Origin of the sequence: Gordonia jacobaea (assembly GCF_965344965.1) — a bacterium.
GTDB lineage: Bacteria > Actinomycetota > Actinomycetes > Mycobacteriales > Mycobacteriaceae > Gordonia > Gordonia jacobaea.
In genome coordinates, this window is the sequence record NZ_CBDRLS010000001.1 from 70,615 (window position 1) to 96,312 (window position 25,698).

Here is a 25,698-nt window from a genome sequence, read left to right on the forward strand (position 1 = left end):
TGACACGTCGGGGACTGTGATGGACCTGCACACGATCTCGACCTACCGCTACGCCTACAGCCGCGACGACCTCACCCTGGCGGAAGGCGAACGCATCGTCGCGGGCGGCACGTGGTTCTTCTCCGAACCGCAGGTGACCTCGAGCGGAGTGGTCGACATCAGCCGCATCGACTGGGAGCCCTTCGAGGAACTACCCGACGGTGGCCTGCGGATCGCGGCGACAGCCACCATCGCGCAACTCGCCGAACTCCCCGCCGAGCCGGGTTGGCGGGCACACCCGCTGCTCTTCCAGTGCGCGACAGCACTTCTGGCCTCCTTCAAGATCTGGAACGTCGCCACCGTCGGCGGCAACATCTGCCGTTCGTTCGCGGCCGCATCGATGGTGTCACTGGCAGCGGGACTCGACGGTCGCGTACTGATCTGGCGCCCCGATGGCACCGACTACAGCGTCGACGTCGCCGATTTCGTCACCGGCAACGGAACCAACACCCTGGGCGACGGAGAAGTGTTGCGCGCCATCGACATCCCCGGATACGCACTGCGCGGCCGAACCGGTTTCAGAAAGATCGCCCTGGCAGAGCTCGGGCGCTCCGGGGTGGTGGTGACCGGACGCCGCGATGAGGACGACACCGTCGTCGTCGGGATCACCGCGGCAACGCTGTGGCCTACCGTGCTGCGCTACAACGGATTACCCGACGCCGAGCGTCTGCGCGCCGATATCTGGTCGGCCGACGGCTACTACACCGACCCGCTCGGTGCCGCCGATTGGCGACGGGGAGTCAGCGCGGTCCTGGCCGAACAGATCCGTGGCGAACTAGAACGGGACGCCGAAGGAGTTGGTGCACCGTGAAGTTCGAGATCAACGGCGAGTCGGTCGACGCGACTCCCGCCGCCGGCCAGTGCCTGCGCACGTTCCTGCGCGACCAAGCCCACTTCGAGGTCAAGAAGGGCTGCGATGCGGGCGACTGCGGCGCGTGCTCGGTGTTGGTCGACGACACGCCGGTGCACTCGTGCATCTTTCCGGCCCAGCGCATCGAAGGGCGTTTGGTCACAACGGTCTCGGGCCTCGGTACCCCCGACGACCTTCACCCCATGCAGCAGGCCTTCGTCGACAACTTCGGCTTCCAGTGCGGTTTCTGCACTGCCGGAATGATTGTCACGGCGTCAACGCTCGACGCCGACACCGTCCACGACACCGACGAGCTACAGCGCAAGATGAAGGGAAACCTCTGCCGCTGCACGGGATATCGGGCGATCCGCCAGGCGATCCGGCAGGGTGTCGACACCGCGTCGCCGGCCGAGCAACCCGCTGGACGAGCAGACTCCTCCGCTGGTCGAGCAGACGCGAGCAACGCGTCCCCCGCTGGTCGAGCAGACGCGAGGAACGAGCGTCGTGTCGAGACCACCTCCCCTGCGATCGGCACGTCGCTCACGCCGCCCGCCGGCCGCCGGGTTGTCACCGGAACCGAGCCGTACACCTTCGACGTCGCAGTGCCAGGGACCCGCTATCTCCGGGTCCTCACCTCGCCACACCCGCACGCCCGGATCGTCTCGATCGACACGTCCGCGGCACAGTCACTGCCCGGCGTCGCGCTCGTCCTCACCCACGAGAACGTCAGTACGCGAAGGTTTTCCACCGCGAGGCACGAGTCGCGCGCCGACGATCCCGACGACACACTCGTCCTCGACTCCGTGGTGCGGTTCGTCGGGCAGCGGGTGGCGGCGGTGGTCGCCGACACCGCCGGAATCGCGGAGGAAGCGTGCCGACTGATCGACGTCGAATACGAGCCCCTCCCGGGCGTCTTCGATCCCGAGGAAGCACGACGTCCCGGAGCTCCTCTGGTTCATCCCGAACGCACTCCCGAGGACCGCGTGTTCGAGGCCGAGCGCAACGTCATCTCCTCGTTCCACGAGGGATTCGGTGGTGACGTCGACGCCGCACTCACCGAATCTGCCGTCACGGTAGGCGGAACCTGGCAGACCGCACGAGTTTCGCACGCGCAGTTGGAAACTCATGGTTCCATCGGCTGGCTCGACGACGACGGTCGACTGGTGATCCGCACCAGCACGCAGGTGCCCTTCCTGGTCCGTGACGAGCTCGCTCTGTTGCTCGACCTTCCCGCAGATCGCATTCGTGTGTTCAGCGCCCGCGTCGGCGGTGGATTCGGCGGCAAGCAGGAACTGCTCACCGAGGATCTGGTGGCAATCGCGGTGTTACGCACCGGAATGCCCGTTGCCTACGAGATGTCGCGGACCGACGAGATGACCCGCACCACCTATCGCCATCCCTTCCGTGTCGCAGTCGATCTCGGCGCCGACGCCGACGGTCGCCTGCGTGCGATGAAGGTCGACGTCCTCTCCGACACCGGCGCGCACGGCAATCACTCCATGGGCGTCATGTTCCACGCGTGCGCCGAATCGGTCTCGGTGTACAACTGCCCGGTCAAGCGGATCGACGCCGAGGTGGTCTACACCAACAACCCGCCTTCGGGTGCATTCCGTGGCTACGGTCTGGGGCAGGTGATCCTGGCCGTCGAATCCGCCATGGATGAACTCGCGATCGCACTCGACATCGATCCGTTCGAACTGCGTCGACTCAACGCGGTCGGCGACGGCGATCCGCTTCTCATCGCGCACCCCGAACCCGAGGACGATCTGATCTACGGGAGCTACGGGCTCGACCAGTGCCTCGACCTCGCCCAAACGGCGCTACGTCGCGGCAACGATGTCGCTGCGCCAGAAGGTGATTCGTGGCGCGTCGGCGAGGGCATGGCCATTGCCGCCATCGCCACGATGGCGCCGCGTGGCCACTTCTCGACCGTGACCGTCGGTGTCGACACCGACGGTCGCTACCACGTCGGTGTGGGCACCGCCGAGTTCGGCAACGGCACGACGACGGTGCTCACGCAGATCGTCACCGAGGCGATGGGCACCGATCCGTCACGAATCGTGTTGGCGCACGGCGACACCGACGCAGCGGTCTACGACACCGGCGCCTTCGCGTCGGCAGGCATCACGGTCGCGGGAAAGGCGACCTACGGCGCAGCACTCGCGCTGCGTACGGTGCTGCTCGACGCGGCGTCGTCGATCACCGCAACGGCACCCGATGCCATCCGGTTGGTCCCCGACGGCGCACTCGTCGGTGAACGACTGGTGAGCTTCGGCGAGCTCATCGACACCGTCGATGCGTCGCATCGCGTGGGCGACCGCGTGGTCGCCACCGGTTCCGAGAGTGGCGCGCTGCGCTCGATTGCGTTCAACGTGCACGCTTTTCGTGTCGCCGTCGACACCGCGACCGGTAGCGTGCGCATCTTGCAGTCCGTCCAGTCCGCCGACGCGGGCACGGTGATGAACCCACAACAGTGCCGCGGTCAGGTGGAAGGCGGTGTGGCACAAGCGATCGGATCGTCGCTGTACGAGGAGATCATGCTCGACGGGAAGGGGGTAGCGCTGACCCCCGTGTTCCGTACCTATCGGGTGCCCCAGATGGCGGATGTCCCCGAGACCGAGGTCTACTTCGCCGATACCGCCGACGAACTCGGCCCGTATGGCGCCAAGTCGATGAGCGAGTCGCCCTACAACCCGGTGGCTCCCGCTCTTGCCAACGCGATCCGGCGGGCGATCGGCCAGCGGCCCTACGAGCTGCCGATGTCTCGTGATCGGGTCTGGCGCCTCCTCCAGGGGTGATCGGCATCCCAGACGCGGCCCGACCGTGTGGACGCGGCTGGTACACCAGCCGCGTCTGCCGACTCGAGCCGCGTCTGGGATTACTCCGGCGAGCCAGGGTTTCGGTTATCCGAACTTTTTGATTCGCCCGTGTTGAACTCGACGTCGAGCTGTGCGAGATTGGTCAGGTGAGCACGGTCGAAGAGCGCGAGCAGCCGGACCCGACCGCGGTCCGCCGTCGCATACGTCGGCCACGTGCACTACTGCGGAACGTCGCACTGCTCGGCCCCGCGTTCGTCGCTGCCATCGCCTACGTCGACCCCGGCAACGTCGCTGCCAACATCACCGCAGGTTCCCGGTACGGGTTCCTGCTGGTCTGGGTGCTGGTGCTGGCCAACGTCATCGCCATGCTGATCCAGTACCAGTCGGCGAAGCTCGGAATCGTCACCGGCAAGGGACTGCCCGCTCTGATCGGCGCGCGGATGGGTCGTCGTTCTCGTCTCGCGTTCTGGGTGCAGGCCGAAGCTGTCGCAGTGGCCACGGACCTCGCGGAGGTGCTCGGCGGGGCCATCGCGCTGAACCTGCTGTTCGGGCTGCCACTCGTTCTTGGCGGCGTGATCGTCGGCGTGGTGTCACTCCTGATGCTGCTCCTGCAGAATCCGCGCCAACAACACGTCTTCGAACGGGTCATTCTCGGCATGCTCGTGATCATCGTCGTGGGATTCCTCGCCGGTCTCGTCGTGGAACCGCCTCCTGCGGGAGAGGTTCTCGGTGGGCTCGTGCCCCGACTGCAGGGACCCGAGACGGTGCTGCTCGCCGCGTCCATGCTCGGCGCGACCGTGATGCCGCACGCGATCTACGTCCACTCCTCGCTGGTCGTCGACCGACACGGCATCAGCACGACGCGGTCGCGGAAGCGACGCCTGATCAGGGTCACGCGCTGGGACGTCGTGATCGCCCTGATCGTGGCCGGTGCGGTGAACATCGCACTGCTGTTGCTCGCCGCCACCAATCTCCGCGGCAAGGAGGGCACCGACACCATCGAGGGAGCCTACGACGCCGTCCGCGACTCGCTCGGCCCCTCGGTGGCGACCATCTTCGCGATCGGCCTACTGGCCAGCGGGCTCGCCGCAACCTCTGTCGGTTCGTCGGCGGGCTCGGCGATCATGGATGGCCTGCTGCACGTTCGGGTGCCTCTCGTCCTGCGCAGACTGATCACCCTGATTCCCGCGCTCATCGTGCTCGCTGTCGGCGTGGACCCGACCTGGGCGCTGGTGATCAGCCAGGTGGTACTGAGCTTCGGAATCCCCTTCGCGATCATCCCGCTCGGCCGACTCACCGCCGACCGAGGACTCATGGGCGAGTACGCCGACGGGTGGCCGCTGCGCATCGGGGCCGCGGTCTCGTCGGTGCTCATCGTCGTGCTGAATCTTGCCCTCATCGTGCTGCTGATCATCGGCGCGTGAGCATCAGCAGCTTCGCGTGTTGTCATCTGCGCCACTTGGGACTTCGCTATTCCGACATCTCGGCCCCACATGCCTTCCTTCACTTTGACATCACCGGCCAGCACGGCTATCACTGATATGGCGCTCGACCGACCGGGCGCGAATGCGCTTGCAGGGAGGTGAGATCCGAATGCCATCTGGTGACAGTTCTTCTGACAGACCATCGTTCGAATCGTGTCCTCCCCTCGCTCGTCATAGGTGAGCCGACGCCGCGCGTATCGCCTGCGGCACCGCGGCCGCGTGCGGGTTGGGGAACCCTGACCCCAAGGCGGTCCCCGTGTCCATCACCGCACTCGACATCTTTGCCCGCATCTCCGTAGCACTCCTGTGCGGAGCCGCAATCGGCTTCGAGCGCCAATGGCGTTCTCGCACAGCGGGTCTGCGCACCAATGCACTCGTCGCACTCGGCGCGGCGCTGTTCGTCGTGATGGGAGCATTCAGCTTTCATGGTCCAGACGCCGATCCCACTCGCGTTGCTGCCCAGATCGTTTCCGGTATCGGCTTTCTCGGTGCAGGCGTGATCATGAAGCAGGGCGCGTCGATCTCCGGTCTCAACACCGCGGCAACACTGTGGGCGTCGGCCGCTGTCGGCGCTCTCGCCGGCGGCGGACTGCTCCTCGTCGCGATCGCGGGAACCGCAACCGTGATGCTCGCGAATACACTGCTCCGACCGCTCGGCAGGCTCATCGACCGCCACCCCGGCGACACCGGCCGTGAATCACCCTCCGCGAATTACATTTTCGAGGTCACCTGTCCACAGTCAGCCGAAACCACTGTGCGCGCAATGGTGTTCGACGCCGTCCACCGCCCGGAGCTGACCGTACGCTCCATCGCCGCGACCGACGACGAAAACGGCATCGTGACGATCACCGCGCACGTGTTCAGCGCCGAGCGCAATGACCGCGACATCGAAGATGCCCTCGCAACAGTCGTGCGCGCCGAACCGGTGACATCCGTGCGGTGGTCGGCGACCGCCGAGCCGAGCGCCGACTGACGAGGACGCCTGGACTCCCTGTCCGATTGGCCAGGATCGTCGCTGCTCTTCTGGTCTGATCACCTTTTCATCTGAGCAGGTGGACTTGTTTAGACGTGATGTGGCGCACAGAGTGGATCGTGAATCACCGGTTACGTCACAAGGAGATCGCCACATGGCCATCGAGCTCAATCAGATCTGGGACTTCCCGATCAAGGACTTCCACCCGTTCCCCAACGGCAAACTCGGCGTCGGCGCCCATGACATGCTCGGGGTCGAGGCCAAGAACCTGGGGATGACGCGTGTGCTGCTCATGACCACGGGTTTGCGCGGTTCGGGCATCATCGAAGAACTCGTCGGCAAGATCGAATACCAGGGTGTCGACGTAGTGCTGTACGACAAGGTCGAGTCCAATCCCAAGGACTACAACTGCATGGACGCGGCTGCCCTCTACCAGTCGGAGAAATGCGACGGCATCATCTCCGTCGGCGGCGGATCGAGCCACGACGCCGCGAAGGGCGCCCGCATGGTGATCGCGCATGATGGTCGCAACATCAACGAGTTCGAGGGCTTCTCCAAGGCCACCAACAAGGAGAACCCGAAGCACATCGCGGTGTCGACCACGGCGGGCACCGGGTCGGAGACCTCGTGGGCGTACGTCATCACCGACACCTCGGACATGAACAAGCCGCACAAGTGGGTCGCTTTCGACGACACCTGTCTCGTCGACCTCGCGATGGACGATCCGCTGCTGTACTACAGCTGCCCCGAACACTTCACGGCGTTCTGCGGCTTCGACGTCCTTGCCCACGCTTCGGAGCCCTACGTCTCACGGCTCGACTTCGCACCGTCACTGGGCAACGCGAAGTACTCCATCGAACTCATCCGCGATCACCTGCGCACCGCCGTGTACGAGCCTCGTAATCTCGAGGCCCGCACCGGAATGATGCACGCCCAATACATTGCCGCACAGGCATTCAACTCTGGTGGCCTCGGTCTCATCCACTCGCTCTCACACGCGGTCAGCGCGTTCTACGACAGCCACCACGGCCTCAACAACGCGATCGCACTGCCTCGAGTGTGGGAGTACAACCTGCCCAGCCGCTACGAGCGCTACGCCGACATCGCGGCGCTCCTGGGTGTCGACACCTCCAAGATGACGACCGTTCAGGCCGCCGACGCCGCGGTCGAGGAAGCGATTCGACTGTCCAAGGACCTCGGCATTCCCGACAACTTCGGCCAGATCAGTGTGGACAGCTACGAGAAGAATCGAATGAACACCGGCAAGTACGAGGGTCGCGGCGAGACGATGGACACCTCGGACAAGCAGGTCCGCGCGATCGCCGAGCACATGATGGACGACTGGTGCACGCCTGCCAACCCACGTGAATGCAGCGTCGATTCGCTCATTCCGATGGTCACACATGCGATGACCGGAAGCTACTGATAGGCGTAGCGCCAATCGAGACCCTCGGGAGACTGAGCACCTCCCGAGTCACGGATCGACCCGGGTGAGGTCACGACCTGACCCTTCACCCGGGCCGATCCGTTCCCGCTTCCCACTCATCACGACGATTGCCGCGAGGAACCATGTCGCAAGCCTCTGACCTGACCGCAGCCCAGTTATCCACAGAATCAACGAGTTTCGACACCGTCGACGATCTGATCGAAGGCCTCGACGGCCAAGGCTATTTGGTCGACGACGACCTTGCGGTGGTCGTACACCTCGCGACACTGCTCGACCGGCCTCTGCTCTTGGAGGGACCGGCAGGTGTCGGAAAGACAGAACTGGCCAAGTCGCTCGCCGCGGCCGCAGGTCGCGAACTCATTCGCCTGCAATGCTACGAGGGGCTCGACGAATCCAGGGCGCTCTATGAGTGGGACTATGCCAGGCAATTGCTGCACGTCCAGATGCTCAGGGACAGAATCGGATCCGAACTCGCCGAAGCGCCGACGCTGGCGGAGGCATCCGCGGCGCTGGCCCGCGCGGACGTCGGCGTCTACACCGAGAGCTTTCTCGTGGCGCGTCCACTCCTCGCGGCGATCACAACGTCAACCCCGGCTGTACTGCTCGTCGACGAGATCGATCGCGCCGACGAGGCCATGGAGGCGGTCATGCTCGAGGTGTTGGCCGAACGTCAGGTGACCGTGCCAGAACTCGGCACATTCACTGCGCGTTCGGCGCCCTGGGTGATCCTGACGTCCAACGACACTCGAGAACTATCCCCCGCACTCAAACGTCGCTGCCTTCACTTCCAGGTCGACTACCCCGACACCGATCGGGAGCGTCGAATCGTTTCCGTTCGAGCGCCCGAGGTCGAGTCGGGCGTCATCGCCGATGTCGTCGATCTCGCACGCCGACTGCGCGAGCTGCCGCTGCGCAAGAGTCCGTCGATCGCCGAAGTCATCGACGCCGCAAGGGCCGCCTCGTATCTGAGCGCGAGCCGACATGCATCAGCTCGCGACCACGACAGCCCCGCCGTGGACCACGCGCTGCTGTCGCTGCTGGTGAAGTTCGGCACCGACCTCGATACCGCGCGAACAATGCTGAACTCCGACAGACGATCTGAGGACTCCGACAGATCCGGTAGCGGCACACCGATATCCGCCGACGGCTCGAGTCCGCGCGGATCGGTCACGGCGACAGCGTTCGGCTCGGGTCGTGCCCGCACCGCGGCCCGGCGTTGAATTCGCCAGGACCATGCATAGCACCTACCTCGATCCCACCGGCCACACACGCGACCACGTACTCGACGCAGTCTCCGTACTGTTCGCACATGTGTTACGGCGCAACGGTGTCGCCGTATCACCGGCCGAGACCATCGAAATTCGACGCGCCATCGCGCTCGTGGGAGCGCACGATCTCGACCGACTGCGTTCTGCGCTACGGGCGGTCAGCGCGAAATACGCGTACGAAGCCGCCGGGTTCGACGCCGGCTTCGACCTGGTCTTCTGCAGCGGGGCGCCACAGGACGACTCCGCCAACCTCCCACGGCCTCGTGGGACTGCCGCGCAACTGCCGGACGACGTGGCAGCAGACGACGACTTCGAAGGTGCGGCTCGCCGAATCGGCGCCGACGAACACACCGACGAAATCGGCGACCTCACGGCCGACGATCCCGGAGCACGCGAACGACACGGCGAGAGCGCACACCGCGAAGAGAACGACTTCTCGGTGTCGTCGGGGACGGAGCAACTGACCGTCGACTCCGAAAGCAACTCCGTCGCAGGCGGAATCACCTACACAGTCGAGCTCGACGCAGCCGCGGCCGCCGACGTCGGCGAGTTGATCGGGTCGACGACTCGCGTCCACGGCACGTCGTTGACGCTCGCCGACGCCTCCGCGATCCTGCGTGCGCTCGACTCCGTTGACGCCCGGCACACCTACGGCGAGGATGGCGCTGACGACCTCACAAGCCACCAGCGTTCCGAACTCGAACGCGCCCTCCTGACATTCATCACCGCGCTGTCGGAACGCTTGGCGAGTGACCCCGCAGACGTCGACACCGCCCCCTGCCGAATCGGCAGCGATCAACCTCAGATCGACCAAGCGTGCCACAGGCTCATTGCGCGCATACGTGGCGCACCCCGAGCCGTGACCCGCCGGGCCGACCGCGGCGTCCTGGACATGCGGCGCACCATGCGTTCGGCAACGAGTACCGACGGTGTCCCCCTCGCGCTCTGGCGCAGGAATCACCGATCAGCCCCGGTGCGGCTACTCGTGGTGGTCGACGTCTCGTTGTCGGTCCGACCGGTCGTCGGATTCATTCTGCGCCTTGCGCAGACGCTGCATCGGTTCGGCGACCGCTGTGACGTGATCGCGTTCGTCGACCGACCGGTAGTGGTCACCACCGCGCTACGTACCGCTGCCGCCGACGGGGCACTCGCATCCGTCCTGGCGACCGATGGACTCGATCTCTCGGCAACCAGCGACTACGGCAGGATGTTCGCCGAACTGCTCGACGGCCATGGCGATCTCGTTACCCGACGCACGTCGATCCTGATGGTTGGGGATGCGCGCAGCAACGGGTTCGACCCCCGCACCGATCTCGTCGCCGAACTGTCCCGCCGCGCGCATCGCCTCGCCTGGGTGACGCCGGAGCCGTCCCGCTACTGGCACCAAACAGGCTGCGCGCTCGATGATTACGCGGACCATTGCTCTGGTGTCGTGAGTGCGCGCGACGGAGCGGAGCTCATCGACAAGGTCGACGAACTCGGCTCAGCCCTGGCCTAGCAAGTCCGCCCTGGCCTAGCAAGTCGGCCCTGGCCTGGCAAGCCGCTACTGCGCCAATAGGCCCTTGGCCACGTGGGTCACCTGGATCTCGTTGCTGCCGGCGTAGATCATCAACGACTTCGCGTCGCGCGCAAGCTGCTCCACGCGATACTCGGTCATGTAGCCGTTGCCGCCGAACAATTGCACCGCTTCCATCGCGACCTCGGTCGCGGCACGTGACGAGTAGAGCTTCATCGCCGACGCCTCGGCCAGCGAGAGCGGCTTACCCGCCTTCGCACGTTCGAGCGCGTTGAACAGCATGTTCTGCACGTTGATTCGTGCGATCTCCATTTCGGCGAGCTTGAGCTGGATGAGCTGGAACTTCCCGATCTCCTGCCCCCACAGCGTCCGCGACTTCGCATACTCGATCGAAAGTCGTTGCGCCTCATTGATGATGCCCATCGACAGTGCTGCGATGCCGATCCTCTCAGCGGTGAAGCCCGCCTTGACTCCATCGTCGCCTCGACTACCCGACCCCGCGTCCTCGGTCTCTCCGAGCAACCGGTCGCGACCGAGGTGAACGTTGTCGAAGAACAGCTCACCTGTTGGCGAACTCATGATGCCCATCTTCTTGAACGGCTTGCCCTGGGTCAGCCCCTCCATGCCCTTGTCGAGCACGAAGGTCAGCACCTTGCGTTCGCGGATCGGGGTGCCGTCGCCCTCGTCGAGCTTCGCGAACACCACGATCGTGTCGGCGTACGGACCGTTGGTGATGAAGGTCTTCTGCCCGTTGAGGATGTAGCCGTCGCCGTCACGACGGACCGTCGTCTTCATCCCGCCGAGAGCATCCGAGCCAGAGTCCGGTTCGGTGATCGCCCACGCGCCCACCTTCTCGAGCGTGACCAGTTCGGGCAGCCACCGCTTCTTCTGTGCGAGTGTGCCTTTCGACCGGATCGTCGACACCGTCAACCCGACGCTGACGCCCATCGACACCACCATGCCAAGGCTCGCGGCCGCGAGTTCCATGTTGAGGATCAGCGCCATCGAGTTCATCATGCCGCCGCCGGAACCCTTGGGCTTCGACTCGCCCGCGGCCTCGGCGTCGAGCTCCTTCTCCAGGCCCTCGCGTGCCATCGCGTCGACGCCGAACGATGTCATCAGCTTCCGCAGGATGTCGTACGGCGGCATGGCACCGCTCTCGAGTTCGTCGGAATGCGGGCGGATCTCCTTGTCGACGAACGACCGCACCGCGTCGCGAACCATGAGGTCTTCCTCGGACCACTCGAACATTGCCACCCACCGTTCAACGCCGGAATTAGAACACGTTCCACCACTGTGTCAGCCGCGATCCCGGCTTGTCCAGCCGCGGCCGTTGTGGGCTCGCTGGACGCACGAGCGGTCGATGAGATAGGCAGAGAGCGTGAACGATCACGTGTTCGCCGAGTTCGGGCCCTTCTTTGCGTCCGAGACCCATGCAGCCGGTGCATCAGTCGACGACCCATGGTCGACTCTGGCTGCGGCACTGGCGAATCCACAACGAATCGACGGCCGAGTCGAACGGGTCCAGACGGCACTGGGCGCAGGCGCGGCGTCGAACGTCTCCTTGCGCGTCGCGGCGTCGGTGACCCACCTGGGTCTCGTCGCCAGGCTGCTGGCGACGGCGCTCGCCGCAGCGGTGACCGGCACCCGCCTGTCCCTCGACCCCGCGGACGTCTGGTGGCGGGACCATCTCGGCGGGCCCTTCCCGCTGTCCGTCGCGACGGTGGACGCCGAGCCCGCCGCCGACGGCGAACTCCCGAGTGCTGTCGACGCACTCACCGCACTCTTCGACACGTCGTACTCGGTCGGGCCGCGCGTCCTCGGCGGCAACGTCGCGTCGGCGATCAACTCCGCGGCACGGATGATCGGTACCGCCCGGCCAGAACTCGCCGACTCGGCCCGACGCCACGCCGACCTCTTTCTCGCCCACCCCGACGTCGAGGGTGGACAGCTGCGGGCGGGACCGAATTTTCGACGACGCAGCTGCTGCCTGATCTACCAGGTCTCCGGCGACCGGACAGCCGTGTGTGGCGACTGCGTACTGACCTCTGGATAAGCCAAACGCGGCCCGAACTGGTGAACGCGGCTGGTGTACCAGCCGCGTCTGCCAACTCGAGCCGCGTGTGGAACGTCGGGGTGAGGGTCAGGCGACGGTCTGCGTCGCGGAGTCGTCGACCTGCTTCGACGACCGCGACCGCGACATCCAGCCCAGGACCAGCGCGAACACCGTGGTGAGCACGGTCCACAAGATGACCTGGTTGGCGATCGAGTAGACGCGGAAGTCGCCGATGACGTCGCCCGGGAAGCCCGGGAACACGATCTGGCCCGCATCGTTGGTGACCGGCGTCGGCACCTCGTCGAAGCTCGGCAGCAACGCGATGGCGATGGTGACCACAACCAGGTAGCCGACGCCGCCCGCGATTGCACCGAGCAGGCCGCCGATGCGCGGACGCAGCCACAGCGCGAAGACGACGGCCGCGATGACCGCGATCACCGACACCACGGTGATGGTGAGGTAGGCACTCGACCTGTCGGCGATGGTCTCGTCGTTGCCGACTGCCGGCGGGTTGGCGGGGTACGCGAAGTACGGGACGCCGAAGAACGCCACGAATCCGAGCGCACCGAGTGCGGCAGCCGCCCAGCGCGGATCGGTGGCGGGGTATCGCCGTCCGAGGTAGGTCCACAAGACAGTGAACCCGACCGCGAAGAAGGCACCCATCGCGAGCGCGAAGACGATCGTGCCGACCCCTGCGCCGATGTTTTCCTGCACCGACCTGGTGAACACCTCGTGCTCGTGGCCGTGCTCGCCGGTCAGCATCTCCTCGGCGTGGCTACGGCCGTCTTCGTAATCGATGGCCTTCGCGACCACCGGCTCGATGAAGATACGAGCGAACACATACGCAAAAATTCCGGCGATCAGGCCTGATAGCAGGCCCGCGCCGATGAACTTCTTCTCCATTGTTCTGTTGTCTCCCGGGTCAGATCAGTGGCAGGGGAAGCCGAGGAAGTGGCGGGAGTCGTGCACGAACTCGTGGATGTGGGTGTCGCTGCCGAACACCGACCAGGCGCCCTGGTCGTAGCCGATGAAGTAGTAGGCCAGCGCGGCGATGAGCACGGTGGCGGTGAGCCAGAGCGCCGCCGAGGCAACCGAGAGATTCGGCACGGCGAGCGCGGCGGGCCGACGTTCGGCCTGTGATGAGGTGGCAATCATTGAGAGGGTTCCTTCCGGGATGGCGCGTCCCTGACGTGGAGCGAGGTGGCCTGGTTGCCACGTCCTGACTCGTCGCGACAGGTCGCTTCCCGTCGGACTTACAGTGGCGCGACCGTCCCGGATTCTCACCGGGTTCCTGGCAACCAGCGTGGATCGACTCTATACCAGGTTCTCGCCGCCCGACCAGCACGTTGTGCCGTCCTGTCAGACCCGTGCGGAACAATGGAGGTGTGCCCGGCCCGTCCTCCATCCTGAACCGCTTCACCGACCCCACACGTCGGTGGTTCAGCGGCGCTTTTCCCGCGCCGACCCCCGCCCAGCAGGGCGCGTGGAAGGCCATCGCCGACGGCGAGAACACGCTGGTCATCGCGCCCACAGGCTCGGGCAAAACCCTGTCGGCGTTTCTCTGGGCACTCGATTCACTTGCCGCCCGCCCCGATCGGTCCAAGGGCACGCGCGTCCTCTACATCTCCCCACTGAAAGCACTGGCGGTCGACGTCGAACGCAACCTGCGCGCGCCGCTGGCGGGCATCACGCGCGCCTCGCAGGAACTCGGTGTCACCGAACCGTCGATCACCGTCGGCGTGCGTTCGGGCGACACCCCCGCCGCCCAGCGTCGACTCCTCGCCAAGACCCCACCCGACATCCTCATCACGACACCCGAATCGCTCTACCTGATGCTGACCTCGTCGGCACGGGAAGCACTCACCACGGTTGAGACCGTGATCGTCGACGAGGTGCACGCCGTCGCCGGCACCAAACGCGGCACTCACCTTGCGCTGTCGCTCGAACGCCTCGACGAACTCCTCGACTCCCCGGCGCAGCGCATCGGACTCTCGGCGACGGTGCGCCCACCCGAGCTGGTCGCCGAGTTCCTTTCCGGCTCCCGCCCGTGCACCGTCGTGCGCCCGAAGGCGTCGAAGACCTTCGACCTCCGCGTCGACGTCCCGGTACCCGACATGGCGAACATCCCACCGCCACCCGACGCACCGGACTCGGACGAGCTCGACGACGCGTTCTCCCCGACGGCGGGTTCGCTCTGGCCCTACGTCGAGGCGTCGATCGTCGACCTCATCGAGACCAACCGCACGACCATCGTGTTCGCCAATTCCCGGCGGCTCGCCGAGCGCCTCACCGCACGGCTCAACGAGATCCACGAGCAACGCACCGAGCCCGGCCGCGAACCGCCACGCAACGACCGCGTCGGCGGCGGCGCGCCGGCAATGGTCATGGCGTCGGGAGCCACCACCGGCGCCGCGACCGTCCTGGCCCGCGCGCACCACGGCTCTGTTTCCAAGGAGCAGCGCGCCGAGATCGAAGACGACCTCAAGAGCGGGCGCCTTCGCTGTGTGGTCGCGACGAGTTCACTCGAGCTCGGCATCGACATGGGTGCCGTCGATCTGGTGATCCAGGTCGAGACACCACCGTCGGTGGCCAGCGGGCTGCAGCGGATCGGTCGCGCGGGCCACCAGGTCGGCGAGATCAGTCAGGGTGTTCTGTATCCCAAACATCGCACCGATCTGATCGGCTGCACCGTCGCCGTCTCGCGGATGCGGGCGGGCGCGATCGAAGAGCTGCAGGTGCCGCGTAATCCACTGGATGTGCTTGCGCAACAGACGATCGCCGCGGCCGCTCTCGATGTGCTCGACGTCGACGAGTGGTACGGCGTCGTCCGCCGCGCCGCGCCGTACCGTGAGTTGAGCCGGTCGATCTACGAGGCGACGCTCGACCTCATCTCGGGTCGCTTCCCCTCCGACGAGTTCGCCGAGCTGCGTCCGCGTGTCACGTGGGACCGTGATGCGGGCACACTGACCGGCCGCCGTGGTGCGCAACGACTGGCGGTCACCTCCGGCGGCACCATCCCCGACCGTGGACTCTTCGGCGTGTTCATGGTCGGCGAAAAGTCCAGCCGCGTGGGCGAACTCGACGAAGAGATGGTCTACGAGTCGCGCGTCGGCGACGTCTTCGCGCTCGGCGCGACGAGTTGGCGGATCGAGGACATCACCCACGACCGCGTGCTGGTCTCACCCGCGTTCGGTCAGCCCGGGCGCCTCCCGTTCTGGATCGGCGACGCACAGGGCCGCCCGGCCGAACTGGGCGCCGCCATCGGGAAATTCGTCGGCTCCGTCGCCGACGAATCCGAACTCGACCGTCAGGCAACCGAACTCGGACTCAGTGAATACGCACGCGACAACCTCGCGTCGATCATCTCCGAGCAGCGCACCGCGACAGGACAACTACCGACCGACCGCACCTTGATCATCGAACGGTTCCGTGACGAGCTCGGCGACTGGCGCCTGATCCTGCACTCCCCCTATGGTTTACGCGTCCACGCGCCGTGGGCATCTGCGATCTCCGCGCGCCTACAGGCCACCCTCGGACTCGACGGCGCCGTCACCGCATCCGACGACGGCATCATCGTGCGCCTCCCCGACACCGACGACGAACCGCCGGGCTCCGCGGTCTTCGTCATCGATCCCGACGAGATCGAACAGATGGTCACCGACGCACTCGCCGACTCGGCGATGTTCGCCTCCCGCTTCCGGGAGTGCGCGGCCAGAGCACTGCTACTCCCCCGCCGCGACCCCGGCCGGCGGGCCCCGCTGTGGCAGCAGCGTCAACGCAGCGCCCAATTGCTCTCCGTCGCATCGCAATTCCCCGACTTCCCGATCATCCTCGAGACGGTTCGTGAATGCCTGCAGGACGTGTACGACCTTCCGTCGCTCACCGACCTCCTCACCCGCATCCGCTCACGACGTATCCGGCTGATCGAGGTCGAGACGCCCGAACCGTCGCCGTTCGCGGCATCGCTGCTGTTCGGCTACGTCGGAGCGTTCATGTACAACGACGACGCCCCGCTTGCCGAGCGTCGTGCGGCAGCACTCTCGCTCGACACCGCGCTCCTCGCGCAACTACTCGGGCGCGTCGATCTGCGCGAACTGCTCGATCCCGCCGTCATCGCCGCCGTGGTCGCACGACTGCAACGCCTCGATGAGCACCGCAAGGCACGCGACGCCGAGGATATCGCCGACCTACTGCGGTGGCTCGGTCCTCTGACCACCGAAGAGGTGGCCTTGCGGTATCGACGCGACGACGACAGCCCCGCGGCGCTCGACGTGCTGACCGAGTTGCATCGACGCGGCGCGATCATCTCGGTGAGCATCCGCGGCGTGCCGCTGTGGGCGGCGGTCGAAGACACCGCACGCCTGCGCGACGCTTTGGGAGTTCCTGCGCCACTGGGCGTTCCGGCAGCGTTCACCGAATCGGTCCCCGATCCCGTCGGCGATCTGGTCCATCGGTACGCACGCACGCACGGCCCATTCACCGTCGACGAGGCCGCCGAGTCGATCGGAATGGCACCGGCGGTGGTGCGCGACACGCTGATTCGGCTGGCAGCCGAACGCAAGGTCGTCGAAGGCGACTTCCTACCCGCCACCGACGACAATCCCGACGGCAGCCCCGCATGGACCACGCAGTGGTGTCACAGCGACGTCCTCGGGCAGATCCGACGTGGCTCGCTCGCGGCAAGCCGCGCCGAGGTCGCGCCTGTCGACGGACCGACCTTCACCCGATTCCTCGGAGCCTGGCAGCACGTCGCCGACGACGAAAGACTCACCGGCGTCGACGGACTCGCGGCAGTGCTCGACCAACTGGCGGGCCATCAGCTTCCGGCGTCGGCGTGGGAGTCGCTGATCTTGCCGAGCAGGATCAGCGACTATCGGCCCGCCATGCTCGATGAGCTCCTCTCCAGCGGCGACTTCATGTGGGCGGGGCACGGCCGGATCGGCTCGACCGACGGCTGGATCAGCTTCTTCCCCGCCGACCTCGCGCCGCTGTTCGTACCGACCGAGGTCGACATCGACACCACCGACATCCACACCCGCCTCCTCGAGACCTTCGGCACCGGCGGCGGACTGCGTTTTGCCCAACTACTCGACGACGCGTCGACTCAGAGCGCATCATCGCCGGGCGCCACCACGACGCGCCAGCAGGTCGAGGACGCCCTGTGGGACCTCGTCTGGGCCGGCCACGTCAGCAACGACACGTTTGCACCGGTCCGTGCGTTGCAGACTCCTCGTCGCACCTCGTCGTCGAGTCGGTCCATGCCGTCGCACCGATCGCGCGGCCAGGCTCCGCGCCTGCGGCCCGGACGGCTGAGCACGCGGCATCTCCTCTCGCAGACAGGCGGCGCCACGACGCCCTCAACGGCAACCGGTCGTTGGTTCGCAACCCCGGGTGCGCTGCTCGAGACAACCGTCGCGACGCAAGCCCTGTGCGACCAGCTTCTCGCCCGCTACGGGGTTGTCACCAAGGGCAGCGTGACGGCGGAGGACGTCGTCGGAGGTTTCGCACGAATCTACAAGGCACTCAACATCTTCGAAGACAGCGGCCAGGTGCGGCGGGGCTACTACGTCGATGGCCTCGGCGGCGCACAGTTCGCGGGCACCTCCACCGTCGACCAATTACGCCGCCACGCACTGACCGACAGCGCACCGGGCAGTCATCGAGCTCCGAACACCGCGACGGTCCTCGCCGCCACCGACCCGGCCAATCCCTATGGGGCAGCACTCCCCTGGCCCGAGACGGCGCCAGGCGCAGGCGGGCACCGACCGGGGCGCAAACCGGGCGCCCTCGTATGTCTGGTGGAGGGCGAACTCGTGGCGTTCGTCGAGCGCGGCGGGAAGACCGTGTTGACCTTCAGCGACGACGTCCCCGCACTGGAGACCATGGCGGCGGCGCTCGCCGACGTCGTGCGGGCCGGACGTGTCGCCCGCCTGACCATCGACTCGATCGACGGCGTCACCGCGTTGCGCTCCGAACTGCAGCAGGTCTTCGTCGGCGCAGGTTTCGCGACCACGCCCCGTGGCCTCCGAATGCGATACGGACAACATGCCTGAGGGCGATACCGTCTACCAGGCAGCCGACCGTCTCCGTCGCGCATTCGACCAGACCACGTTGGAGCGCACCGACTTTCGCATCCCGTCGCTGGCCACCACCGACCTGCGGGGCGGACACGTCGCCGCGGTTCGCTCCCGAGGCAAACACCTTCTCATCGACGTGGTGCCGGCACTGGGGACCGCGACGTCGGCGCCCGATGGCGTCAGCATCCACAGCCATCTGAAGATGGAGGGCGTGTGGCACGTCCATCGCGTCGGCACCAGATGGCGCAAACCCGCCTTCCAGGCGCGAATCGTATTGCAGGCCAACGGCTACGAGGCCGTCGGATTCGAACTCGGGATTCTCGAGCTGCTCCCCCGTGCGGCCGCCGACCTCGACTATCTCGGACCCGACCTTCTCTCCGACGACTTCGACGCCGCGCGTGCCGTCGCCAACATCGAGGCACATCCGGACGCGAAGATCGGCGAGGCGCTCCTCGACCAACGGCTCATGGCAGGCGTCGGCAACGTGTACCGGTGCGAGGCATGCTTTCTCCGGGGCATCCGACCCGACCGACTCGTCGCCGACGTCGACGTGCCGCCGCTCGTCGACCTGTGTCGAAGAATGTTGTGGGCCAACAGGCTTCGCACGGCGCGCACCACAACCGGTCGCACCGGACACAATGCACGCACCTGGGTGTACGGACGAATCGGCCAGCCGTGCCGACGATGCGGAACGCTCATCGCCCGCGAGTTCTGGCGTGATCGGCCGGACTCGACCAGGGAGGATCGGGTCGTGTATTACTGCCCTCGCTGCCAGACCTGAGCGTCGGACAGACGACTACGACGTCCGAGCCGACGTGGCGACGACGCTCAGACCGGATACCGCTCCGGCTCCGGGCCGAACTCGAAGCGGCGGGCGCTGACCTCGTCCGGGACGATCTCGATGTAGTTGTACTTCAGCGTCGGGATCAATGGCCGCAGCGGGGCCTCGTCGGCCTTGGCGATCTCGGCACCGGTGCTCAGGATCCGCGCCGACCCCTTGACCACGACACTCCACCCACCGTCGTCGTTGTAGGCATCGGCCTCGAAGGCCACCTTGCCGTTGACGGCGAGTTCGGCGAGCTTGGTGCCCTCCGCTGTTCGCATCAACACGCGGCCGTCTCCGGCGAAGTAGTTGATGGGAAAGATGTCGGGCTGTCCCCCGACGCTCAACGCGATCCTTCCGACGTCGGAGCTGGCGAGCAGCGCCCATGCCTCGTCGACGGGAAGCTCGTGAATGGGATTGTGCACCATGGCGTCTCCTCTGCTCATATTTTCATTGTCACGCCGCCGAGGTTACCGAGCGAAGGGCATTTGGTCCTGAAAGGAAAATGCGCGATCAGTCCGGAACCGGCACGGGTTCGAGGATGTCCACCCGCGACTCCGGTGCGGCGGCGCGTAGTGCGTCGGCCGACTCGTCGTCGGGTTGCTGTTGTGAGGCGATCTCCGCGGCGACCCGCGCCTGGTAGGTCTCGACCTCGAAAGCGACCTTCTCGGGACTCCAGCCGAGAACCGGCGCGACGAGGTCGGCGACCTCCTGGGCGCAGTCCACACCGCGATGTGCGTACTCGATCGAGATCCTGGTTCTGCGCGCCAGGATGTCCTCGAGGTGCAACGCCGCCTCGTCGACGGCCGCGTACACGATCTCTACGCGCAGATACTGCGGCGCGGCCTCGAGTGGACGCAACAGCGTCGGATCGTCCGCCGCGTAGAACAGCACGTCGTCGATAAGCGATCCGTACCGGTTGAGCAGTCGGCGGACGCGGTAGGGATGCAGCCCGTACTTCTCGCCGAGCGACTCGCACTGGTTGATCAGCGCGAAGTAGCCGTCCGCACCGATGAGCGGGACACGTTCGGTGATCGACGGTGCAACGCGTGTCGGGATGAAGTCGACGCAGGCATCGACGGCGTCGGCGGCCATCACGCGATACGTCGTGTACTTGCCCCCGGCGATCGAGATGAGTCCCGGTGCGACCTCGGCCACCGCGTGCTCGCGGGAGAGCTTCGACGTCGCCTCGTCCTCGCCCGCGAGAAGTGGACGCAGGCCGGCGTAGACGCCTTCGATGTCGTCGTGACGCAGTGGCGTCACCAGCACCTCGTTGACGCGTTCGAGCAGGTAGTCGATGTCGGCGCGGGTCGCAGCGGGGTGTGCGAGGTCGAGGTGCCAGTCGGTGTCGGTCGTCCCGATGATCCAGTGCGTCTCCCACGGGATCACAAACAGCACCGACGACGCGGTGCGCAGGATGATCGCCGTCTCGCTCACGATCCGATCGCGCGGCACCACGATGTGTACGCCCTTGGACGCCCGGACCTTGAACCGCCCACGTTGCTTGGACAGTGCGCGCACCTCGTCGGTCCACACGCCTGCCGCGTTGATCACGCAGTGCGCCTTGACCTCTGCTGTCTCACCGTTCTCGGTATCGCGGACGCGCACGCCCATGATGCGGTCGGCGTCGCGCAGAAATCCGACCACCTGAGTCGAGGTGCGGATCACCGCACCGTAGTTGGCGGCCGTGCGCGCGACGGTGAGACTGTGCCGGGCGTCGTCGACGACGGTGTCGTAGTAGCGGATGCCGCCGATCAACGAATCGCGCTTCAACGCGGGAGCCACGCGGAGCGCGCCCGACCGGGTGACGTGCTTTTGGCCCGGTACCGATTTGGCGCCGCCCATCGTGTCGTAGAGGAAGATTCCCGCGGCGACGTACGGGCGTTCCCAGACGCGATGCGTGAGCGGGTAGAGGAACGGCAACGGCTTGACCAGGTGTGGGGCCAAGAGGCTGAGTGAGAGTTCACGCTCGTGGAGCGCCTCGCGCACCAATCCGAACTCGAGTTGTTCGAGGTAGCGCAGTCCGCCGTGAAACATCTTCGACGACCGGCTCGACGTACCCGAGGCAATGTCACGCGCTTCGACGAGCGCGACCCGCAGTCCCCGCGTCGCGGCGTCGAGAGCGGCTCCGACTCCGACGACACCACCGCCGATGACGACGATGTCGAACTGTTCGGTACCCAACCGACGCCACGCCTGCTCGCGGTAGAGCGGCCCGAGGTCGGCAGGTCGGTCCGGATTGAACTCCGTCTCCATGAGCCGAGACTAATCGACACCCCGAGGGTTCACCCGTCATTGATCCGGCGCGTGGGCACCCGATCAGGTGAACTCGACCAGCACGCCGACGACACCCGCGCTGCCGCCCAGTGCCTCCGACGCCTCGTACACCGCTTCACGTATTCGACGTCGAGCGGCAATGTCCGGGTCGAAAATTATTGCCAGACAGGTCAATCCGCGGGCGGCACGGAAATGGACGCGTTGCGTGAACACGTCACCGACACGGTGTGCGGCGAGACCGTCGATATCGCGCTGCATCATCGCGGCGTCGAGTCGCTTGCGGGTGTCCATCGACACCCGACGAGTGGCCTGCCACTGGGTCATCGCGTCGAGTACCGATTCGACCCCACCGATGTCGGTGACATCGACAACGACGACAGCCAGCCGGGCAAGAGCATCATCGACGACGTCGTCGGCAATGCGGTCGGCGAGACCGCGGACGTCTGCCGACAGCCTGTCGATCCGACCGGGCGCGGAGTTCGGGGTCATCGGCCCCCGCCCCGCTCACGAGAGGACTCGGCGCCCGAGCGCGCGTCGGATCGCTGTGCATCGACCTTCGGTTCGGCAGCAGTGGTATCGGCAGCGGGATCGAGCGGCGGCATCGACTGTGGCGTCCAGTCGCCGATCACCGGGGGACCGACGAGCGGGAGGTCTCCGACGATCTCCTCGCCGTGCTCACGGGTGTTGAGGTAGCGGGCCGACTGGTGTTTGTTGTCGCCGCGGTCACGCGCACCGCCGGCCGACCCCGGCGGCATCGCGGAGGTGGGACCGGTCCGCATCGCGGGTCCCGCGCTCGGAGTCGCCGACGTTGCGGGCGTCGACGGCGCGGCGCCCAAACCCGGCGGTCGCGACGCGCCGAGGGAGGGTGCAAGCGCACTTCCCGAACCGGCGCCGATGCCCTGACCCGCGCCGAGACCCGACGATCCGCCACGACCCGCGCCGAGGGAGTCCGATCGCCCGGAGTCCGCCGCACCGCGTGCGCCGACACCGTTCGCCGCTGAGCCCACCGTGGTGTCCGCTGAGGAGTCGGCGTTGCCGAGGCCGCCCCGAGTGAGCCGGTCGGCATCGGCGTCGCCCGTGCCAGCGGCCGACGTGCCCGCGGCGCTCGAGGGTCCGCCGGGGCCGGCACGACCGGCACCGGGTGACGCAGTCGACGGTGTCGGTGACGAGGTCGTCGCGCCGCCACCCGCCCCCGGTCCGGCAGAGCCATTCAGGTCGGAATCAGCGATGTTGCCCGACTGCCCGCGCCCCGAATCCACGCCCGTACCCGCGGCCACACCCTGACCCGAGTCGCTGCCGGTGATCTGATCCGACGATGCGGCGGGAAGTTCCGGCAGCCAGGTCTGGACGCTGATCATCGGGTTTGTGTACACGCTCTCCATCAGCGATACGACCTGCGCACGCAACGTCGACGCGTCCTCGGGATGCGCGCGGATCTGCGCGGCCGCATGCCTGACGGCACCGGCCTGCTGCGAGGTGTTGGCGAGAACGCTGCGGGCTTGCGCCAGCGCGTCGATCGCCGGCCGCACGGACTCGGCTGCCGTGGTGATGACGTTGCCGACGCCCGCACCCGCCGCGCTACTGCCCTCGGCCGCACGCCCGAGCATCGTGTCGTCCCCGAAGGCGCTCGTCAGACTCTCCACAACCTTGCTCACGGCGTCGAGCGCGGCTTGAATCGCTTTCGCATCACCGCTGGCAGAGCTGTCGGTGATGCTCTCGATCTTGGCGAGGATCTCGGAAACACTCATCGACGCCCACGGGGTACGCCCGTCGCTCGTCGCGTGAGAACCCCCGGGCGTGAGCAGATACGCGTTCCGAGAGCCGGTGGCACTGACCTCCGCCGACGCATCGGGGGAATGCGAGAAAGACTGACCCGGCACGCGGACCTCCCCCGTCAGTAGTCGCTCGATCTCGCCGAAGTCGAAGAGTACCGCGACATCGACGCGCCCGACCGGGGATCCTCACGCCTGTGCACTAACTCCGGAACGCGGCGAGCGACTCAGTCGAGGTCGTCGTGCCGCACGAGCTGCCGAGCGGCCTCGGTGATCGAACCCGACAGCGAGGGATAGACCGAGAGGGTCTGGGCGAGATCGCCGACGGTCAGCTTGTTCTGCACGGCCAACGCGATGGGAAGGATCAACTCCGACGCCGTCGGTGCGACCACCACACCGCCGATCACGACACCGGTCGCGGGACGGCAGAAGATCTTGACGAAACCTCTCCGCAGACCGCTCATCTTGGCGCGCGGGTTGGTGGAGAGCGGCAGCATCACGGTGCGCGCCGGGTACTCGCCGGCGTCGATCGCCTGTTGCGAGACACCGACGGTGGCGATCTCCGGACGCGTGAAGATCGCGGAGGCAACGGTTTTCAGCTTGATCGGGCTCACGCCCTCGCCGAGCGAGTGGTACATCGCGATGCGCCCCTGCATGGCGGCGACGGAGGCGAGCGGGAACAATCCGGTGCAGTCGCCCGCCGCGTAGATACCCGGCACAGAGGTGCGCGACACCCGGTCGACGGTGATGTAGCCGCCCTTGTCGGTCGCTACTCCCGCCCGATCGAGACCGATGTCCTTCGTGTTGGGGACCGAACCGACGGTCATCAGTACGTGCGAGCCGGTCACCGTGCGGCCGTCGGCGAGGTACACGGTCACGGAATCGCCGGTGCGTTCCACCTTGTCGGCACGCGCATGTTTGACCAATTCGACGCCGCGCTCGGCCAGCGCATCCTCGAGGACCAGCGCTGCGTCTTCGTCCTCGCCCGGCAGCACGCGATCGCGGCTGGAGACGAGGGTCACCTTCACGCCTAGTTCGGTGTAGGCGTGCACGAACTCGGCACCGGTCACACCCGAGCCGACGACGACGAGATGCTCTGGCAGCTTCTCGAGGTCGTAGAGCTGGCGCCACGTCAGGATGCGGTCGCCATCCGGTTTGGCGTCGGGAAGTACCCGCGGCGACGCGCCCGTCGCGATCAGGACGACGTCGCCGTCGTAGTGCTCCGTGGTGCCATCCTGCAGCGTGGCGACGACACGATGCGACGCGATCCCCGGGTGTGTCTCCTCCAGCGAGGCGTAGCCGGACACGAGCGTCACGCCCTCGCTGAGCAGCCGGTCGCGGATATCGGCTGACTGCGCGAACGCGAGGTCGCGGACGCGCTGGTGAATCTGCGGCAACGTGACCAGTGCGTCGTCGGTGCGCAGGTTGATGCCCAGGTCAATGGCCCGTCGAACCTCGGTTCGGATGCCGGTCGAGGCAATGAAGGTCTTCGACGGCACGCAGTCCCACAGCACACACGCGCCGCCGATGCCGTCGGAGTCGATCACGGTCACGTCGGCGCCGTACGCTGCCGCGACCAGCGCGGCCTCGTATCCGGCGGGGCCACCGCCGATGATCACGATCCTGGTCACAGAGCACACTCCTGTTCGGCGAGAGGGGCCATCGGGCACGGCACATACAGGCGCCGCTCAACACCTCCAACCTAGTCCCACCCGGGCGTCCACGCCGCCACCGGGCGAGTCGCGTCGCTCACCGTCCGCTTTCGTGACGGGCCGCGACCATCTAGAGTTTCCCGACGTGCCGATATATGCCGCGTACGGGTCCAACATGAGTCCGGACCAGATGACCGAGCGCGCACCGCACTCCCCGATGTCGGGGACCGGCTGGCTGCGCGGTTGGCGACTCACCTTTGCCGGCGCCGACATCGGCTGGGAGGGTTCGCTCGCGACAGTCACCGAGGACCGCGACGACCCCGAGGCCCAGGTCTTCGTCGTCCTCTACGACGTCCCCGACGAGGACGAGGCAACCCTCGACCGTTGGGAGGGCTCAGAACTCGGCATCCACCGCAAGATCCGCGCCCGTGTCGACACCGCCGACGGACCCGTGCTCGCGTGGCTCTACGTGATGGACGCCTTCGAAGGCGGACTACCGTCGGCACGCTACCTCGGCGTGATGGCCGACGCGGCCGAAAGCGCAGGCGCCCCAGCCGATTACGTACAGGACATCAGGTTGCGCGAGGCGCGCAACGTCGGACCGGGACCCGGCCCGATCGATTCCTGAGGCCCCGGCGGGGCATC

19 protein-coding genes and 1 riboswitch are annotated in these 25,698 nt (G+C 66.7%); of the genes, 11 read left to right on the forward strand and 8 right to left on the reverse strand.

Translation table 11 applies throughout. From position 1 onward, the window contains the following. Positions 1-19 precede the first annotated feature (19 nt). The 7 genes from ACRVY7_RS00330 (at position 20) to madC (ending at position 10,378) form a co-directional block, all read left to right on the forward strand. Positions 20-850, forward strand: coding sequence for an FAD binding domain-containing protein (locus tag ACRVY7_RS00330; RefSeq protein WP_431815570.1), 831 nt, complete (start codon positions 20-22; stop codon positions 848-850). Beyond that, on the forward strand, positions 847-3,687 hold the full coding sequence (locus ACRVY7_RS00335) for a molybdopterin-dependent oxidoreductase (protein WP_431815571.1): 2,841 nt from the start codon (positions 847-849) through the stop codon (positions 3,685-3,687). Before ACRVY7_RS00330 ends, ACRVY7_RS00335 begins: the two co-directional genes overlap by 4 nt. A 167-nt stretch (positions 3,688-3,854) precedes the next feature. Continuing rightward, on the forward strand, positions 3,855-5,132 hold the full coding sequence (locus ACRVY7_RS00340) for an Nramp family divalent metal transporter (RefSeq protein WP_431815572.1): 1,278 nt from the start codon (positions 3,855-3,857) through the stop codon (positions 5,130-5,132). A gap of 322 nt (positions 5,133-5,454) precedes the next feature. Further along, on the forward strand, positions 5,455-6,165 hold the full coding sequence (locus ACRVY7_RS00345; protein ID WP_197494465.1) for an MgtC/SapB family protein: 711 nt from the start codon (positions 5,455-5,457) through the stop codon (positions 6,163-6,165). A gap of 154 nt (positions 6,166-6,319) precedes the next feature. After that, the gene (mdo, locus tag ACRVY7_RS00350; protein WP_431815573.1) at positions 6,320-7,591 is read left to right on the forward strand and encodes an NDMA-dependent methanol dehydrogenase; all 1,272 of its coding nucleotides are present in this window, start codon (positions 6,320-6,322) and stop codon (positions 7,589-7,591) included. A 143-nt stretch (positions 7,592-7,734) separates the two neighbouring features. Further along, complete coding sequence (locus ACRVY7_RS00355) at positions 7,735-8,832, forward strand: MadB family AAA-type ATPase (protein WP_431815574.1); 1,098 nt, start codon at positions 7,735-7,737, stop codon at positions 8,830-8,832. A 13-nt stretch (positions 8,833-8,845) separates the two neighbouring features. Next, positions 8,846-10,378: a MadC family VWA domain-containing protein gene (madC, locus tag ACRVY7_RS00360; protein ID WP_431815575.1), complete on the forward strand. Its 1,533-nt coding sequence runs from the start codon at positions 8,846-8,848 to the stop codon at positions 10,376-10,378. Between the two features lie 45 nt (positions 10,379-10,423). On the opposite strand, the gene ACRVY7_RS00365 is transcribed toward madC, so the two are convergent. Next, the gene (locus ACRVY7_RS00365; protein ID WP_431815576.1) at positions 10,424-11,647 is read right to left on the reverse strand and encodes an acyl-CoA dehydrogenase family protein; all 1,224 of its coding nucleotides are present in this window, start codon (positions 11,645-11,647) and stop codon (positions 10,424-10,426) included. Positions 11,648-11,777: 130 nt separating this feature from the next. On the opposite strand from ACRVY7_RS00365, the gene ACRVY7_RS00370 reads away from it, so the two are divergent. Continuing rightward, positions 11,778-12,452 carry a (2Fe-2S)-binding protein gene (locus tag ACRVY7_RS00370; RefSeq protein ID WP_431815577.1) on the forward strand — a complete coding sequence of 225 codons (675 nt, stop codon included), beginning with the start codon at positions 11,778-11,780 and terminating at the stop codon, positions 12,450-12,452. 87 nt (positions 12,453-12,539) lie between these two features. Here ACRVY7_RS00370 and ACRVY7_RS00375 read toward each other — a convergent pair whose 3' ends face one another. Beyond that, positions 12,540-13,355: a CbtA family protein gene (locus tag ACRVY7_RS00375; RefSeq protein ID WP_431815578.1), complete on the reverse strand. Its 816-nt coding sequence runs from the start codon at positions 13,353-13,355 to the stop codon at positions 12,540-12,542. 24 nt (positions 13,356-13,379) lie between these two features. Continuing rightward, entirely contained in the window at positions 13,380-13,607 is a 228-nt protein-coding gene (locus ACRVY7_RS00380) for a CbtB domain-containing protein (protein ID WP_431815579.1), read from the reverse strand. Between the two features lie 22 nt (positions 13,608-13,629). Further along, a riboswitch (cobalamin riboswitch) is annotated at positions 13,630-13,784 on the reverse strand. A gap of 53 nt (positions 13,785-13,837) precedes the next feature. Between ACRVY7_RS00380 and ACRVY7_RS00385 the strand changes: the two genes are divergently transcribed. Both ACRVY7_RS00385 and ACRVY7_RS00390 read left to right on the forward strand, forming a co-directional pair. Next, positions 13,838-18,505 (forward strand): ATP-dependent helicase, encoded by a 4,668-nt coding sequence (locus ACRVY7_RS00385; protein WP_431815580.1) that lies wholly within the window; start codon positions 13,838-13,840, stop codon positions 18,503-18,505. Next, positions 18,498-19,310, forward strand: a complete 813-nt coding sequence (locus tag ACRVY7_RS00390) for a DNA-formamidopyrimidine glycosylase family protein (protein ID WP_431815581.1) — start codon at positions 18,498-18,500, stop codon at positions 19,308-19,310. The genes ACRVY7_RS00385 and ACRVY7_RS00390 overlap by 8 nt, the downstream gene beginning before the upstream one ends. Before the next feature lie 47 nt (positions 19,311-19,357). Here ACRVY7_RS00390 and ACRVY7_RS00395 read toward each other — a convergent pair whose 3' ends face one another. The 5 genes from ACRVY7_RS00395 to ACRVY7_RS00415 all read right to left on the reverse strand — a co-directional run bounded on the left by ACRVY7_RS00395 (position 19,358) and on the right by ACRVY7_RS00415 (position 25,032). After that, entirely contained in the window at positions 19,358-19,780 is a 423-nt protein-coding gene (locus ACRVY7_RS00395) for a pyridoxamine 5'-phosphate oxidase family protein (protein ID WP_064868734.1), read from the reverse strand. An 85-nt stretch (positions 19,781-19,865) separates the two neighbouring features. Next, positions 19,866-21,608 carry a glycerol-3-phosphate dehydrogenase/oxidase gene (locus tag ACRVY7_RS00400; protein ID WP_431815582.1) on the reverse strand — a complete coding sequence of 581 codons (1,743 nt, stop codon included), beginning with the start codon at positions 21,606-21,608 and terminating at the stop codon, positions 19,866-19,868. Between the two features lie 63 nt (positions 21,609-21,671). Further along, the gene (locus tag ACRVY7_RS00405) at positions 21,672-22,118 is read right to left on the reverse strand and encodes a hypothetical protein (RefSeq protein WP_431815583.1); all 447 of its coding nucleotides are present in this window, start codon (positions 22,116-22,118) and stop codon (positions 21,672-21,674) included. Further along, positions 22,115-23,509 carry a hypothetical protein gene (locus tag ACRVY7_RS00410; protein WP_431815584.1) on the reverse strand — a complete coding sequence of 465 codons (1,395 nt, stop codon included), beginning with the start codon at positions 23,507-23,509 and terminating at the stop codon, positions 22,115-22,117. The genes ACRVY7_RS00405 and ACRVY7_RS00410 overlap by 4 nt, the downstream gene beginning before the upstream one ends. Before the next feature lie 119 nt (positions 23,510-23,628). Then, positions 23,629-25,032, reverse strand: a complete 1,404-nt coding sequence (locus ACRVY7_RS00415; RefSeq protein ID WP_431815585.1) for an NAD(P)H-quinone dehydrogenase — start codon at positions 25,030-25,032, stop codon at positions 23,629-23,631. Between the two features lie 166 nt (positions 25,033-25,198). On the opposite strand from ACRVY7_RS00415, the gene ACRVY7_RS00420 reads away from it, so the two are divergent. Next, positions 25,199-25,681: a gamma-glutamylcyclotransferase family protein gene (locus tag ACRVY7_RS00420; protein WP_049699792.1), complete on the forward strand. Its 483-nt coding sequence runs from the start codon at positions 25,199-25,201 to the stop codon at positions 25,679-25,681. Positions 25,682-25,698: the final 17 nt, after the last annotated feature.

Bases quoted from the DNA above. Each gene is read 5' to 3' on its own strand.
- ACRVY7_RS00330 (WP_431815570.1), top strand. From the start codon at position 20: ATGGACCTGCACACGATCTCGACCTACCGCTACGCCTACAGCCGCGAC.
- mdo (WP_431815573.1), top strand. From the start codon at position 6,320: ATGGCCATCGAGCTCAATCAGATCTGGGACTTCCCGATCAAGGACTTC.
- ACRVY7_RS00355 (WP_431815574.1), top strand. From the start codon at position 7,735: ATGTCGCAAGCCTCTGACCTGACCGCAGCCCAGTTATCCACAGAATCA.
- madC (WP_431815575.1), top strand. From the start codon at position 8,846: ATGCATAGCACCTACCTCGATCCCACCGGCCACACACGCGACCACGTA.
- ACRVY7_RS00365 (WP_431815576.1), bottom strand. From the start codon at position 11,647: ATGTTCGAGTGGTCCGAGGAAGACCTCATGGTTCGCGACGCGGTGCGG.
- ACRVY7_RS00375 (WP_431815578.1), bottom strand. From the start codon at position 13,355: ATGGAGAAGAAGTTCATCGGCGCGGGCCTGCTATCAGGCCTGATCGCC.
- ACRVY7_RS00380 (WP_431815579.1), bottom strand. From the start codon at position 13,607: ATGATTGCCACCTCATCACAGGCCGAACGTCGGCCCGCCGCGCTCGCC.
- ACRVY7_RS00390 (WP_431815581.1), top strand. From the start codon at position 18,498: ATGCCTGAGGGCGATACCGTCTACCAGGCAGCCGACCGTCTCCGTCGC.
- ACRVY7_RS00395 (WP_064868734.1), bottom strand. From the start codon at position 19,780: ATGGTGCACAATCCCATTCACGAGCTTCCCGTCGACGAGGCATGGGCG.
- ACRVY7_RS00400 (WP_431815582.1), bottom strand. From the start codon at position 21,608: ATGGAGACGGAGTTCAATCCGGACCGACCTGCCGACCTCGGGCCGCTC.
- ACRVY7_RS00405 (WP_431815583.1), bottom strand. From the start codon at position 22,118: ATGACCCCGAACTCCGCGCCCGGTCGGATCGACAGGCTGTCGGCAGAC.